At 35.8% G+C, this 15,777-nt stretch carries 14 protein-coding genes; 2 read left to right on the top strand and 12 right to left on the bottom strand.

Going from position 1 to position 15,777, the window contains the following annotated elements:
- The first annotated feature begins 242 nt into the window (after positions 1-242).
- Entirely contained in the window at positions 243-1,646 is a 1,404-nt protein-coding gene (locus tag A9996_RS02970) for an MptA/MptB family glycosyltransferase (protein WP_066430723.1), read from the top strand.
- A 13-nt stretch (positions 1,647-1,659) separates the two neighbouring features.
- Here the strand turns inward: A9996_RS02970 and A9996_RS02965 are convergent, their stop codons facing one another.
- The 10 genes from A9996_RS02965 to A9996_RS02915 form a co-directional block, all read right to left on the bottom strand.
- Entirely contained in the window at positions 1,660-2,028 is a 369-nt protein-coding gene (locus tag A9996_RS02965; RefSeq protein WP_146608940.1) for a hypothetical protein, read from the bottom strand.
- Positions 2,029-2,168: 140 nt separating this feature from the next.
- Positions 2,169-2,582, bottom strand: coding sequence for a VOC family protein (locus A9996_RS02960; protein ID WP_066430719.1), 414 nt, complete (start codon positions 2,580-2,582; stop codon positions 2,169-2,171).
- 270 nt (positions 2,583-2,852) lie between these two features.
- On the bottom strand, positions 2,853-3,203 hold the full coding sequence (locus A9996_RS02955) for a hypothetical protein (RefSeq protein WP_066430717.1): 351 nt from the start codon (positions 3,201-3,203) through the stop codon (positions 2,853-2,855).
- Between the two features lie 2 nt (positions 3,204-3,205).
- Positions 3,206-4,183 (bottom strand): deoxyhypusine synthase family protein, encoded by a 978-nt coding sequence (locus tag A9996_RS02950; RefSeq protein WP_066430714.1) that lies wholly within the window; start codon positions 4,181-4,183, stop codon positions 3,206-3,208.
- The gene (gene speB / locus A9996_RS02945; protein WP_066430712.1) at positions 4,170-5,117 is read right to left on the bottom strand and encodes an agmatinase; all 948 of its coding nucleotides are present in this window, start codon (positions 5,115-5,117) and stop codon (positions 4,170-4,172) included. The genes A9996_RS02950 and speB overlap by 14 nt, the downstream gene beginning before the upstream one ends.
- A 69-nt stretch (positions 5,118-5,186) precedes the next feature.
- Positions 5,187-6,596, bottom strand: coding sequence for a type III PLP-dependent enzyme domain-containing protein (locus A9996_RS02940; RefSeq protein ID WP_066430709.1), 1,410 nt, complete (start codon positions 6,594-6,596; stop codon positions 5,187-5,189).
- Positions 6,597-7,012: 416 nt separating this feature from the next.
- A complete protein-coding gene (locus A9996_RS02930) occupies positions 7,013-7,924 on the bottom strand; it encodes a pseudouridine synthase (RefSeq protein ID WP_066430706.1) in 912 nt (303 codons plus the stop codon).
- Between the two features lie 68 nt (positions 7,925-7,992).
- Positions 7,993-8,895: a geranylgeranylglycerol-phosphate geranylgeranyltransferase gene (locus tag A9996_RS02925; RefSeq protein ID WP_066430702.1), complete on the bottom strand. Its 903-nt coding sequence runs from the start codon at positions 8,893-8,895 to the stop codon at positions 7,993-7,995.
- A 68-nt stretch (positions 8,896-8,963) separates the two neighbouring features.
- Positions 8,964-9,893 (bottom strand): mevalonate kinase family protein, encoded by a 930-nt coding sequence (locus tag A9996_RS02920; protein ID WP_066430701.1) that lies wholly within the window; start codon positions 9,891-9,893, stop codon positions 8,964-8,966.
- A 61-nt stretch (positions 9,894-9,954) separates the two neighbouring features.
- Entirely contained in the window at positions 9,955-11,070 is a 1,116-nt protein-coding gene (locus A9996_RS02915) for a diphosphomevalonate decarboxylase (RefSeq protein ID WP_066430700.1), read from the bottom strand.
- Positions 11,071-11,619: 549 nt separating this feature from the next.
- Here A9996_RS02915 and A9996_RS02910 point away from each other — a divergent pair.
- Positions 11,620-13,824, top strand: coding sequence for a response regulator (locus tag A9996_RS02910; protein WP_066430698.1), 2,205 nt, complete (start codon positions 11,620-11,622; stop codon positions 13,822-13,824).
- Here A9996_RS02910 and A9996_RS02905 read toward each other — a convergent pair.
- Together A9996_RS02905 and A9996_RS02900 are read right to left on the bottom strand one after the other, a co-directional pair.
- Positions 13,821-15,050, bottom strand: a complete 1,230-nt coding sequence (locus A9996_RS02905) for a BaiN/RdsA family NAD(P)/FAD-dependent oxidoreductase (RefSeq protein ID WP_066430696.1) — start codon at positions 15,048-15,050, stop codon at positions 13,821-13,823. The two genes, A9996_RS02910 and A9996_RS02905, sit on opposite strands and share 4 nt — an antisense overlap.
- The gene (locus A9996_RS02900; protein ID WP_066430691.1) at positions 15,047-15,736 is read right to left on the bottom strand and encodes a glycerophosphodiester phosphodiesterase; all 690 of its coding nucleotides are present in this window, start codon (positions 15,734-15,736) and stop codon (positions 15,047-15,049) included. The genes A9996_RS02905 and A9996_RS02900 overlap by 4 nt, the downstream gene beginning before the upstream one ends.
- Positions 15,737-15,777 lie beyond the last annotated feature (41 nt).

Here is a 15,777-nt window from a genome sequence, read left to right as displayed (position 1 = left end):
AGGTCATAACAACAAAATATGGCAGGCTCAAGGTCGGGCTTTCCGCTATATCTTTTACATCAACAGCTGCCTTATTGGGCAGCTGTTGATGTAAAAGGATGCCGCTCTAATCCCTAACGCAAAGCCGTCAATCTTCAAGATTTAAAGTCTACTATTAAGATTGCATTCTGAAAACAACTTATCTTGCTGCTTCAATCATTTCATCACAATAGGTAAATATTTAGTTCTTTACAAAGTATTCAATGTTCAATCCAACATTTTTAAGATTAAATAGAACACCCATTTTATTAGCGCTGATAAGTGTTATTCTTTATGCGGTTTTCGCCTATGATTTAGTGAGAACAGACTACACTAAACTCCTTATATTATATGCTGCGTTGTTTGCTTTGTTTTATAAATTGGTAACAACATATTCAGGTAATTTTAAACTTTTGGTATTTTTTGCCATTCTCTTAAGATTCGTGTTCTTATTTGCAACTCCAACCCTTTCCCAAGATTTCTATCGTTTTATTTGGGATGGACGGATGATTCTTGAAGGCATGAATCCTTATTTATTCACACCGCAATCATTAATCGAGATGGGAAAGTTTCCCATCGCGCAAGCCCAAGAACTCTACAACGGAATGGGAGCGCTTAACGGCAGTCATTATACTAACTATCCACCTATAAAACAATTCATATTCGCCATTGCAGGGCTTTTTGCAGGCAAGAGCATTATAGGGACTGCTATTGGATTTAGGATATTTATTATAGCTGCAGACATTGGAACCCTTTATTTTGGAAAGAAGTTACTAGAGCGCTTAAAAATGCCTGTGCACAATATCTTCTGGTATATTTTAAATCCTTTCATCGTTATTGAATTAACGGGAAGTTTACATTTTGAAGGCATCATGATTTTCTTTCTGATTTTGAGTCTTTATCTTTTGCATATGGACAAATGGAAAACAGCCGCCGTAATTTTTGCGCTTTCGGTTTCTGTCAAATTAATTCCGTTATTGTTTTTACCTCTATTTTTTCAATTCTTCACAAAAAACAATAAGAGCTCCAATACAGATGATCCAATTTTAAAAAGAACTGAACTCAATTTCACAAAGCTATTAGTGTTTTACTCCTTTATTGGCTTTACCATCCTAATTTTATTTGCCCCATTCTATTCTTCAGAGTTCGTCAACAATTACTCGAAAACCGTGCAACTTTGGTTCAGCACTTTTGAATTTAATGCCAGCCTGTATTATGTTGCCAGAGAGGTTGGGTATTGGGTAACAGGTTATAATGAAATCGCCATCATTGGTAAATACATTCCAATTCTGACCATAGTGATGCTTTTGCTCTTTACTTTTTTCAGACAAAACACCACTTTAAAGCACGTTATCGTATCCATGCTTCTTGCAGCAACCTTATATTATTTTATATCTACAACCATCCATCCTTGGTATTTAGCAACACTTTTAATTTTATCTGTATTCACCAACTACAAATTCCCTCTGGTCTGGTCCCTTATGGTTATTTTGAGCTATTTGGCATATGCCAATACAGAAAGCACTGAAAATTTATGGATTATAGCACTGGAATACGTTGTGGTCTATTCTGTTTTTGCCTGGGAAGTATTAAAAAAAAAGACCGCCAAAAGGCAGTCTTTCAAATGAAGTGAAGTAAATGCTACAACGCTTTAAGGCGTGTTATTGTGTACACCTCGTTTTCATCATCAAATCCGTTTTCATCTTTGGTCACCACAGTTTTTAATGTATAGGTGACTTCAAATTTTTGATTTAGAAACAAGTCTGCATCAAGATCATATTCTTTTATAACTGCTTCATCAACTTTTTGAAAGGTCATGGTAAATTCTGACCCGTCATCTTTGTGTGTACTTATAAAGTTATAACCATAACCTTCATGGCCGTCATAAACCCCCACTATTTTCAACTCTTGACTACTCTTTTGAACTATCGCCATATTGGATGGCAGTGGCTTAACTGACATTAAGAAGAGGCATAACATGGGAAATAGTGTTATATATTTTGTTTTCATCGTAATTTGTTATATTAGAATGTATATAATTGTTTTTCGGAAATTGGCCACAACAAGTCCGTTGGCTTTTAGCAATCCCATCTCTATGTAGTTTGCACGTGGATTTCAATTGGTTGTAACGGTTATAAGAATCTACTCATTTAAGATTTGAAAACTTCAGAAGATGTATTGAAACATTTAAATTCTACCGTATAATTATTCGGGTCTTTAATAAAAAAGGAATGATGCTCTCCGATTTTGCTCTCCAAAAATTTAATCTGTGCAACTATAGGAGTATTTTTAGAGTTGAGACGGTCAAGCATCTTGTCCCATTCTACCTTTTGCAAAATTACCCCAAAATGGAATGACGGTAAAATATCACCATTGAAATTGTAACTTTGGGACTCAAATTTAAATGGCCCACACTCCGTAAAGGTAATTTGATGGTCAAATAAATTAACATCTACCCACTTAACAGCGGAGCGTCCAATTTGAGCACCTAAAATATCTTTATAAAACGCGTGGGTTTTGCTGATGCTAATACAGGGTAAAGCGAGATGAAATTGCGTTTTCATAGATTATTTTTTCATCATATTATTAATAAGTGTTCTAATCATATGATGGGCTTTGCCGCCTACATATTATGGAAAATTCCGCATCGAGAAACTTGCTCGTGAATTAAAGTTACGTTATTAATCGATGTAAATTAAATTTTGTTGAACTTTATTTCAGTTACTTTCAAAATGTTTTAAACAAAAAAAGCTGCCTACGTATAGGCAACTTTTGTATTATTAATACTTTATGATCTAGGCTAACAGGTCATGTATTTAAGTTTTGATGTATAACTAATCTACGTCCTCATCTACTTCCTCATCTACTTCTACTTGCGGATCATCCTCACCCAATTCTGGGTCTTGAACCGCTTCTGGATCATCACCCTCAAAATCTTCATAATCATCCTCATCATAATTCTCCATTGTCACCTGAAGTTTGGTACTCACTTTCACTAAATACTTAGTGTCATGTGTGGTAACTTCAACGGCATCTACAATTTCATTATTGGCATTCTTGAACGTAATGATATTATCATCATCATAACCGTCAGGATATTTTTCAACCAACAACGAGAGAATCTCTGGCGTCAATTTTTTAAAATCGACGATAACGCGTTTTAGATTGTCTTTTTTGTTACTCATAATTACATATCTAATAGGTAGGCAAATATAAGTGGCGCTACAATGGTAGCATCACTTTCTATTATAAATTTTGGGGTATCTATATCTAATTTCCCCCAGGTTATTTTTTCATTAGGAACGGCTCCAGAATATGATCCGTAACTTGTGGTAGAATCGCTGATTTGGCAAAAATAACTCCAGAAAGGCGTATCTGTACGCTCCATATCTTGGTATAACATTGGAACGACACATATTGGGAAATCTCCCGCAATCCCTCCACCAATTTGGAAAAAACCTATACCATTATCAGAATTATCTGTGTACCAATCTGCCAAGAATGTCATGTATTCAATCCCAGATTTCATGGTACTTGCTTTCAATTCTCCTTTAAGAACGTAGCTGGCGAAAATATTACCCATCGTGCTGTCTTCCCAACCTGGTACAATTATAGGTAAATTTTTCTCTGCTGCAGCATACATCCAAGAATTTTTTATATCAATTTCATAGTGTTCTTCAAGCACTCCGCTCAACAACATTTTGTACATGAATTCATGTGGGAAAAAGCGCTCACCATTGGCCTCAGCATCTTTCCAGATTTTAACAATATGTTTTTGTAAACGTCTAAAAGCTTCCTCTTCCGGGATGCAAGTGTCTGTAACTCGGTTCAAACCTTTCTCCAATAAATCCCACTCATCTTGTGGTGTCAAATCGCGGTAATTGGGAACACGCTTGTAATGTGAATGTGCTACCAAGTTCATGATATCTTCTTCAAGATTGGCTCCGGTACATGAAATAATCTGTACTTTATCTTGGCGAATTATTTCAGCAAATATTTTACCAATTTCAGCAGTACTCATAGCTCCTGCTAAAGACACCAGCATTTTTGATCCTTTTGCTAATTGCGCTTCATAACCTTTTGCAGCATCTACCAATGCTGCCGCATTGAAATGAAGATAGTATTTTTCAATAAAATTTGAAATAGCTCCCTTAGTTGTCGTCATCATTATCGAATTTAGAAAATTTGTTTATGCTTGGCCCTCCTGATTCGTTAAAGTTACTTTCGTAGCCATCTTCCACATTGTCGTCCAAAAATTTATAGCTTAACATTTTATAATACAATTTTGCAGCAAGAAAATCTGATGATTTCTCTTTAGGATCTGGACAAAGTTCAACAATATCAAAACCTACCACATTTTTTTCTTCAAAGACTTTTCTTAAAAATTCCAGGGTTTCATACCACAGCAATCCACCTGGTTCTGGTGTTCCTGTTGATGGCATAATGGAAGGATCAAAAGCATCCAAATCAATAGTAATAAACACGTTGTCTGTCATTTGATCAATGGCACTGTCCATCCAAAACTCATCATTGACCATATCATGGGCAAAATAAGTTTTTTCTTTGTCCATAACCGTTGTTTCAATCACATCCATACTCCGGATGCCCACTTGAATCAAATTAGTGTTTTGGCTTGCTTCATAAACCGCACAGGCGTGGTTGCATTTTGAACCTTGATACTCTTTACGCAAATCAGCATGTGCATCAATTTGAAGTACTGTCAAATTATCAAAACACTCATTGAAAGCACGAATGGTACCAATAGAGATGGAATGCTCACCCCCAAATGCCGTTACAAACTTGTTGCGTGTGATGTATTTCTTGACGGTTTGGTGTACAGCATCTACCATTTTTTCAGGAGACGCATTTTCAGTCACGGCATCTGCAAGATAAATGCCTTGTTTGTAAACTTCCGTTTCCGTTTCAATGTCATAAAGCTCCATATTTTCTGAGGCATCCAAAAAAGCTTTCGGACCTTGGTCTGCTCCTTTTTGCCACGTACTTGTGCCATCATAAGGCACAGGAATCAATACGATTTTAGCATTATCTAATTTGGAATATTCCTCAGGTATTCCTGCATACGTTATATTACTGTTCATTTTGCAAAAATTATTATTTTAAAAGTAAAATGCATTTCTTGATAAAATATTATAGGTCTTCAGAATCTCTTAACTTTCACTCTGATTATTGTATCCTAAAATTTTAAGTAAGTCTTCACTCTTTTGTTGTTCACTAAATATCTTGGTCGTTAAATTACCATCTTCATCTCTATCAATCAGGATATGTTTTGGCGAAGGTATCAAACAATGCTGCAATCCACCAAATCCGCCAATAGTTTCTTGATATGCGCCGGTATTGAAAAATCCAAGATACAAAGGTTTTTCTTTATTGTATTTAGGGAGGTAAATAGCATTCATGTGCTGCTCACTATTGTAATAATCATCACTGTCACAGGTCAAACCACCCAAAAGGACACGCTCATAACTATCATGCCAGCGGTTAATTGGCAACATGACAAAGCGTTTGTTGATGGCCCATGTATCTGGAAGCGTCGTAATGAACGATGAATTGATCATGTTCCACTTTTCTCTGTCATTCTGTTGCTTTTGGTATAACACCTCATAAATTGCACCACCACTTTCACCTACAGTAAAACTGCCAAATTCTGTAAAGAGGTTTGGCACATCTACCTCTTCCTGCTCACAGAACAATTGGATTTGATTGATAATTTCATCAACCATGTACTCATAGTCGAAGTCAAATGCTAAGGAGTTTTTGATCGGGAAACCACCACCAATATTCAAACTATCCAAAGATGGACAGATGCGTTTTAGATTGGTATACACTTTTAAACATTTAGAAAGTTCATTCCAATAATACGCATTATCACGAATGCCAGTATTGATAAAGAAGTGAAGCATTTTCAGCTTTACTTTTTTATTGTCTTTAACTTGGTTTCTGTAAAATGGAAGAATGTTTTTATATCCAATCCCCAAACGTGAGGTATAAAACTCAAACTTTGGTTCCTCTTCTGAAGCAATTCGAATCCCGATATTGAATTTGCCTTTAATTTCTTGAGACAGCAAATCAATTTCCTCGTAGTTATCGATAATAGGAATGCAATTTTTATGTCCGTTATTGATCAATCTTGCAATGTTTGTAACGTATTGTTCACGTTTGAAACCATTACTGATCACATAGGTCTTATCAGTGATTTTGCCTTCTTCCTTTAGCTTTTCAACAATATCAATATCAAATGCCGAAGAGGTCTCAATATGGATATCATTTTTTAAAGCTTCGTTCAATACATGTTTAAAATGTGAGCTTTTTGTACAGTAACAATAATGGTACTTCCCTTTGTATTTATGTTTCTTGATAGCTTTGGAAAACCAGCTTTTGGCACGGCCAATATTATTTGAAATTTGAGGGAGATAAGTAAACTTTAAAGGCGTCCCATAATCTTCAACCAATTTCATCAAATCAATGTCATGAAATTGAAGTGTTTTGTCTTCGAGTTTGAATTCATCTTGTGGAAAATAAAAGGTTTGATTGATGAGATCAATATATTTTGTATTCATTATGCTTTATTAAGTTTTAAAATTCTGAAAAAAAAATCAATTAGAGTAATAAATTCCTGATAAATAATGAAAATCATACTTGAATTTGCTGATGGGAAGGAATAGACACGAAGGCAAGGTGTTTGCTATCTGATATTCTAAAATTAGAAGTAAGCTTTAAAATCTGGTAACTTATCTTATAAGTTGCTTTTGAAAGTGACTTCTTAAAATCCAAAAGCCCAAACGTAAAAACGCGATTCAAGGGTTCAGCTAAATGAGGTGCAAAAGAACTATAAAAATTCTGAAAAACAAGATGCAAAGGATAAAAATATGTCATCAAACAAATAGGAATATCATACTCAAAAATTTCGACTATTAAAGGACCAAAAACGTGTTAAAATGGATCTTAAAACCCCATCACTTTCAGGCCCTTAAAATCAAGACAACATTTTCAAAGTATTGATTTCTTGCTCTGTGAGATGTTTCCAATGCCCACGAGGAATATCTTTCTTGGTTAAACCAGCAATGGCAACACAATCTAACTTTACAATCTCATAGTTTAAATGGTCAAAAATAGTATGGATAATAGAGCTTCCGGTGTTTTTGATTTTTAAACCAATTTGATTTTTCGATTCCCCTTCAACAAAACTGATTTCTTCTACCGCCACAAATTTACCCTCGATTTTTAATCCTTCCTGAATTTTTTTGAGGTCCTCAAACTTCAAATTCTTATCCAGTTCTATTTGAAACAATCGCGGCACTCCTTTTTTTGAATTGGTGAATTTTTGCACCAAAGCATCATCATTGGTAAACAAAATCAAGCCTAAGGAGTTTCTTCCCAAACGTCCAATGGGTTTAATACGTGACGTAGTTGCATTGGCAACCAAATCCATAACGGTACGTCCTTTACCTTCACTTGTAGTGGTTGCAAAACCTTTTGGTTTATTGAGCAATACGTAGGCTTTCTTTTCGGGATTGACACGTGATCCATCAAAACGAACATCATCTTCCAGCTTTACTTTATAGCCCATTTCTGTAACTACTTTTCCATTAACGGTCACACTTCCTGTAGAGATATGCATGTCAGCATCACGACGCGAACAGATTCCAGAATTGGCGATGTATTTGTTCAATCTGATTTCGTCTGGATTGGATTTTTTTACTGGTGTTTTTTTATCAGAATTTGGTTTCGAACCCTCTTTTGTAGCTTTTCTCAATGGAGCATTCCCTCTAGCGTAACTCTTGCTTTTAGAATTATCACCTCCTCTTCCTGAAGCTGCAGCATTACTCTTGCTCTGATCTCTTCCAGAAGATTTTCCCTTACCACTACTCCCTTGATGTCTACTCATGACTTAAAATTTTATGCAAAGATACTTTATTATATAACTATTTATGAATTTTCAAATTACGAATTTTTTCAAATCCTATTCAATACAATGTCCACATTGATCAAAACTATACAAAACACACCGGCCACAATAATAAATTTTAAAATGTTGTGCAATATGAGGTAATGTGTTTTGGTTTTTGACCTCCATAACATCAAGATGACCATAAATAACAAAACCGTACTTGAATAAAAGAAATAGTTCATCTGGCCAACATCAAAATAAGTGATCAGCAAGAGTGTGGGAATTAGGGTTAAAAAGGCCAAAATGGTCAACATCACTTTTGAAACATTCTCTCCATAAACAACCGGAATTGTGTGATAATTCTGTGCCAAATCACCTTTAATATTTTCCAAATCTTTAGTCAATTCCCGCATGGAGATGATCAAAAACAAGAACATGGCATGAAAAAATATAACTGTTTCAAAATTTCTATAATAAATAAAAATGGCAAAAAATGGCGTAATGGTCAGAATTGCAGAGGTGAGATTTCCAATGAACGGCAATTTTTTCAACTTATGTGAATAAAACCAAATCCCGAAAATATAAAGCGAAAAGAAGATAACCGCATTAAACGATACATAACTCGCCATGACGACTGCCAAAAAATTGAGCACAAAATAAAAGGACAGTTTCGTGTTCTGGCTTACCAATCTATCCAACATAGATTTGTTGGGCCTATTGATCAAATCTTTTTCAGAATCATAGAAATTATTGATGATGTAGCCTCCTGCAATAGCAGACGCAGATGCTAGGACCAACATAAACAAATTCAGATCGAACACCACCTCCCGCAAGGGGCTGTCATGCGAAAAAATATAAATGGATGCCAAGTATTGGGCAATGACGATAACCAAAATGTTATAGCCTCTAATGACCGAAAACATGCTAAAAAACTTTAGTAGGAGGTGTTTTTGTTTTCTGGTCAGCATAAAGACAGATTTAAAGCGCTTTGACCAAATTTAAGTTACATACAGTCGGGGCGCTCATCATAAGAAGCTTAAAAATTATAAACTACTTCTAATTTGTAATCTTTGAGAGACTGTCTCGCTTTTTCAATATCTTCAGTAAACCCTAAGATGTAACCGCCACCGCCTGAACCACACAATTTCAAATAATAATCATTGGTGTCCAATCCGTTTTTCCAAAGTTCATGGAATTGCAGTGGGATCATCGGTTTAAAATGATTCAAGGCCACTTTTGAAAGCTTTTTTGTATTAAGGAACAATGATTTAAAATCACCCTTTAAAAAATCATCCACGCAAGCATCAGTATGCTTAATAAATTGGTTCTTTAGCATCTTACGGAAGCCTTCCTGTTTCATGTTTTCCATAAAAATACTGACCATAGGTGCTGTTTCACCTATAATGCCACTATCCAATAAAAACACAGCACCTGTTCCATCACTTCTTTGAGAAGGAATGCCAGTTGCCTCGATATTATCTTTTGAATTGATTAAAATAGGTATGCTCAAATAACTGTTGAGAGGATCTAGACCAGATGATTTTCCGTGGAAGAAAGATTCCATTTCAGAGAAAATATTTTTTAACGTCAATAGTTTTTCACGTGTCAAATTCTCCAAAACCGTAATTTTATCATACGCGTATTTGTCATAGATAGCGGCTACCAAAGCACCACTACTACCAACACCGTATCCTTGAGGAATTGAGGAATCAAAGTACATCCCTGCATCAAGGTCATTTTTTAAAGTTGCCAAATCGAAAGTCACTAATTCTGGACTGATCTCTTTCAAATACTCCACAAACCTTTTAAGGTTGCTATTTGATTTTATGGAAATCTCTGATTGAAGTCCGTCGGTTTTTAGTGCTCCATTATAAAAATTGTACGGAATAGATAGGCCTTTGGAATCTTTGATGATGCCATATTCGCCAAAAAGTAGAATTTTAGAGTAAAATAGAGGTCCTTTCATGGTTCGATCTTGGGTTTACAGTTCACGACAGTGGTGAATTGTTCAACAAATATACGCAATATTATTGGGTTTGGTTTGCGCCCAAACCAATTTGGTCGCAAATATAGTGCCCGTTTTGACAATACACAACCAACTCGCTCTTAATAAATTGTAAAATTTTCTGACTTTCATTGTGCGGATAAAGCACGTGCACATTAGCTCCTGCGTCTAGTGTAAAACTGACAGGTAAACCTGTCTTTTGTCTGAAGTTCCATATGCGGTTGATGATTTCCAAAGTATTTGGTTTCATCAATATAAAATAAGGCATGCTGGTCATCATCATGGCATGCAAGGTCAACGCTTCACTTTCAACCAATGCATTAAAAGCATCTAAATCACCCGATCCTAAAATCTCTTTGAGAGTTTCAAGATTTTGATGGGCTTGTTGAAATCTATTTAGTGCATATGGGTGATTGTACATCAAATTGTGCCCCACCGTACTGCTCACCTGCTTTTCGCCTTTGTCAACCAACAAAATAGTGTCTTGGTAATTCTTGAAATTTTCATGGACTTGATAAGGATATTTTATACCAAACAAATCAGTACTGCCTTCAATGCCTTCTGTTTTCCCCCAAGCTATCAACGCTCCTTCAATACTACGGCATGCACTTCCTGAACCCAAACGTGCCAGAAAAGAAGCCTTTTGATTGAAATATTTTTGAGTAAAAGGCCCTTCGTCTTCTTTATGACTGACATCAGCATCCAATAATTGCTTTTCAATGCTCATTAAACACAAGGCCAAAGCACTCATCCCACTTGCGGACGAAGCAATACCTGAACTATGGGGAAACGTGTTTTCTGTCTCTATTTTGAAGACATACTTTTTTAAAAATGGCAGATAGATCTCTATGCGTTCAAAAAAAGTCTGGATTTTTGGTTTGAAGTCTGCCTTTTTCTCACCATCCAAGTAGATATCAAAAGAAAACGTGTGGTCTTCTTTCAGCTTTTTAGTAAAACTTAGTGTGGTTATTGTTTTGCACTTGTTCAATGTGAAACTGAGGGATGGATTTTCTGGAATTTGATTCTTTTTCTTACCCCAATATTTCACCAATGCGATATTGCTGGGAGATTCCCAAGTGACACTTCCCGTCTCCAAGGTGTGAGTATAAGGTTTTGGAATAAAATCTTTTTCAGTCATTTTTTTCTTATCAGCAGGCAAAGATAAGAGTTTTACTGTTGTATCATAGCTTTTGCTATTTCTGAAATTTTAAAAATAGTCCAATGCAGGGTTGAAAAAAGTATGGACTAATGGAAACGACACGCACTATAAAAAGAGGCCTCACATACATTAAACTAGTCATCCACTTATCCGATTTAACTGAAATCATCAATGTTTTTCAATCTGACAAGTTCAATCATCGCCAAGATGTACTAGTGAAAAAGATTCTATCTCTTCCAAAACAGCGTAGATGTGTTTCACAAATGACCATCTCTTCTGCAACATCTCTTTATTCAAAGTCTGCTTTTTTGTCCACTTTACTCAAGATCGTTTAGAATAAAATTTCTGTTGAAATTTCAGCAGAAAACAGTACACCGCTGACTAACAATTATTTATAAAAAATAAGCGATTATTTTGACAGATACCCAATCGTTTAAGTTCTAAAAAAACCATACTTTTATTCATAGAATTTGTACGTTTGCCGGGATTTTGTTAACCTCTTTTTATAAATCCATCGCCTCCCAAATCATGAATTTATTAAAATCATTTTTGATATTAATAGCATTTTATTGTCTCCCTTTTTTTGGTCATTCTCAAATTAATGAAAACCATACCTACCATAATAAGCGGTTAAATCAACTGATTTCAAAAGATAGTATCTATGAAGCAACCTTGTTGCTAAATGAAGACATTGCTTATGCTAAAGCCAACAACCAACCTTTAGCTTTAGCCTACATCCTTCAAACTTTAGGATCCATGTTTTCTCAAATAGAAAGTCCTGATACTGCTGCCAACTATTATAGTAAGGCTGCCCACCTCTTTGACTCTTTAAACAAACCTCAGGAAATTGATGATGTGTTGACGCATTTATCACGGAATTATGTGGACGGAAAAAATTATAAAAAATTTGATAGTATTATTCCCATCGCTCTACAGCAATCCATCAACCTCAATAGCATTAACCTTTTTTACAACTTAGAATCAAAAGTCCGCAAAAATTACTTTCTCAGAAACTATGAGATTGCCTTAAAAAGCTCCGATGAAGCTCTTAAAAAACTAGAAAACTACGACTTTGTTTCTGAAAAGGATCAGGCTGAAAAAGAGCGATTAATTATATCGTTCCAATATTACAAAGGTGTGGCCATGATTAATTTAAAGCACTTTGAGGAAGGCTACAAGATACTCTTTGAACTTGATCCCCATCAGTTTCGTATCACTGGAAAAGAAAAAATAGCGCCTATCAGCCAAATGTCTACGCTCAACTATTACAAATTTAGATATTTTAGTGAGCGTACCAAACAATTAGATTCAGCCAACAAATACTTGCTAAAAGCTGACTCTTTAAAATATATTGCCATTCGTGATTTTCAAAATAGATTATCAGAAAATGGTGACTTGATTTTTAAGATTATCACTACTGAAAAACAGCTGCAGCTCGCCAACACCAAGAGGCAGGAGGATAAAGCATTATCAAATACGTTTTTAATGGCCACGATTGTATTGAGTTTATTACTTGTGGGATTGGCAACCTTTTTCTATTACTACTACACCAATAGAAGACATATCAAAAAAATAAATTTGAGATTGAAAGAATCCAATAAGAAGTTGAAAATTATTGACAAAGAACGCCTTGAGTTTTTCTCCATATTAAGCCATGAGTTAAGAACACCCATTTATGGCATCAACGGACTCGCTACTTTGATTGAGCAAGAAGAATCGCCTGATAAAAGAAAGGGATATTTGAACGCCCTGATTTCTTCAAGCAATTACATTTCAGTGCTCATTGATAATGTCTTACAAATTTCAAAATTAAAGTTTGAAAACAAGAAGCTGCATTTCAAACCCACTAACGTTTTACAGCTTGTTAAAAGGATTTCACGTTCAATAAAAGTTTCAGCCAATCAAAAAGGATTAGAATTCTACACTAATGTTGAAAAGACCAATTGGAATGAATTTTTGCTCATTGATAAGGTGGTGCTGAGCCAAATTTTAATCAATCTCACTTACAATGCCATTAGGTATACTTCCAAAGGATTTATTTCTATCAACGTCACAGAACAACAGCGCACTGATACCCACGTCAATTTACTTTTCGAAATTAAAGATTCAGGGATTGGTATTCAAACCAAGCACAGAGATATTATTTTCAACGCGTTTGAAAATAAAACCTTCTTAGAAAAAAACAGTTCTGGATCAGGTTTGGGCCTTCATATCGTGAAAACCTTACTTAAAAGCCATAATTCTGAAATCCAATTTGTATCCAAACCAAATGAAGGAAGCACATTTTACTTTGATATTGATTTTGAAATCGCAGAAGCCCCGAGTGATAATGGCCATTTCTTCAACCCTGTTAGCGATACACCCACAAAAATACTAGTTGTAGATGACAATACCATCAACTTAATGGTGACTCAAAAAAACGTGGAGAAAATTCCTGGTTGTATTTCTGAAACCGCGGCACATGGCAAAGAAGCTGTTTGTCTTGTAAAAGAAAAATATTTTGACTTGGTTTTGATGGATATCAACATGCCAGATATGGATGGTTTTGAGGCCACAAAACATATCAGACTCTTCAACCCTACTATTCCAATTTTGGCGCTGACGGCCCTAAATTCTGCTGAAATTCAAGATAAGGCAACTGCTTGTGGCATGAATTATGTCATCACAAAGCCCTATGATTTTGAAGAGTTCAAATCCATCATTCTGAAATTTAGCAATGTTTTTCAAGATTAGATGGCTTTGGAAACGAGGTAAGCGCCCGTCCAGGCATTTTGAAAGTTAAAACCTCCCGTAACTGCGTCAATGTTGATGACCTCACCCGCAAAATAAAGATCCTTATGGAGTTTGCTCTCAAAGGTCTTAAAGTTGATTTCTTTTAAATCAACACCTCCAGCCGTCACAAATTCTTCCTTAAAGGTGCTTTTTCCATCTACTTTAAAGATGGCTTTTGTAAGTTGGGCGGACAGGTTTTCAAGTTGCTGTTTATTTAATTCTGCCCATCGCATATCTGCAGAAATACCAGATGCCAAAACCAACTTTTGCCACAAGCGTTTTGGAAGATCAAATTGTGGTGCTTTCAACACTGTTTTCTTTGCGAAAGTGAGCTTGCAGTCTTTTAAACCTCCCATGCAATCTTCAATAGATTGTTTGATAAAATTGATTTCAATTTCAAATTTATAATCCCGTTGTGCCAGTTCAATAGCGCCAAAGGCCGACAGTTTTAAAATAGCAGGTGCGCTCATCCCTACATGCGTAATCAGTAACGGACCTTCAGAAAACAAATCGGTACCAACAACCTTTATGGCCACGTTTTGCGCCACTACTCCAGGAATGTCATTGATGCGTTCATCCTTTATGTTGAACGTAAAAAGAGACGGCACTGCTTCCGAAATGCCGTGGCCCATCGCTTCCAATAATTTCCATATTTTCGGATTGCTACCTGTGGCAATGACGAGTTTCTTGCAGTAAAATGTTGTGCCCTGGGTTTCTATCTTGAAACGGTGCTCAAAATCTACCGCTTCATTTCTGGATGACTGCTCTATTTTTTTAACACTTTCATTATACAACACCTCAACCTTATGCTTTTTGGCCTCATTTAAAAAACAATCAATGATGGTTTGCGAAGAATCTGTAATGGGAAACATTCTCCCATCTTCCTCAATTTTAAGCGCAACGCCGCGTTTTTCAAACCACTCAATCGTATCGCCTGTCATAAATTGATGGAAAGGTCCTAACAATTCTTTTTCACCTCTTGGATAGTTCAGGACCAATTCCGAAGGAATAAATTCCGCATGCGTGACATTACAGCGACCGCCTCCAGAAACTTTCACCTTTTGAAGGCCTTCTTTACCGCGTTCTAAAATAGCAACCGTCAACCTAGGATTTCTTTCTGCGATGTTAACAGCCGCAAAAAATCCGGCAGCGCCGCCTCCAATAATGATGATGTCTTTTACGTTCATAAGCGATCGGGAAAATCAGAGAAAATACCATCTACACCATACGTTTTTATACGTTGGATGGTTTCAATATCATTGACAGTCCATGTATTGACTTCAAAACCTAATTTTTGAAGCTGCCGCACACTTTTTTTATTCAACAAGTGATGCACAGGATGGATGGCTTTGGCATTGATTGTTTGTGCAAAATTTTTAGCCATGTCAAGATCTGATTCGGTTAGCACTGCCAAAGGAATGTTTTTATTGATGTTAAAAACCGTCTTAAGCTCTTCATGATTAAAACTGGACACTAGAAAACCGTCAAAATTCCAACCCTTCGTTTCAGTATATAATTGGATGCTTTTGCAGGTTTCAAATGCAGTACGCAGCCCTTTTAATTCAATATTTAACATGCATTTTTTGTCAATCAGATCCAAAACTTCTAGCAAGGTAGGAATTTCAAATTGGCCATTAATTCTTAATTCTTTTAACTCTTTAAGAGATTTCATAGCAATTTCTCCAGCATCTGTAGTCAAACGTTCCAAAGTAAAATCATGAAAAACAACCAATTCTCCTGTCGTCGATAAATGGACATCAATTTCAATGGCATCCACTCCTAATTCCAATGCCTTTTTAATAGATTCCAGGGTATTTTCTGCAACATGACCTTTTGCGCCTCTATGACCGATTTTTAAAGGTAAATTTTTCATTTGTTGATGCGTTAATTGAACTTTCCCTATTGGAATTTGGC

The organism is Gelidibacter algens, assembly GCF_001678675.1.
Classification (GTDB): Bacteria; Bacteroidota; Bacteroidia; order Flavobacteriales; family Flavobacteriaceae; genus Gelidibacter; species Gelidibacter algens.
This window is presented reverse-complemented; position numbering and strand designations above follow the sequence as displayed.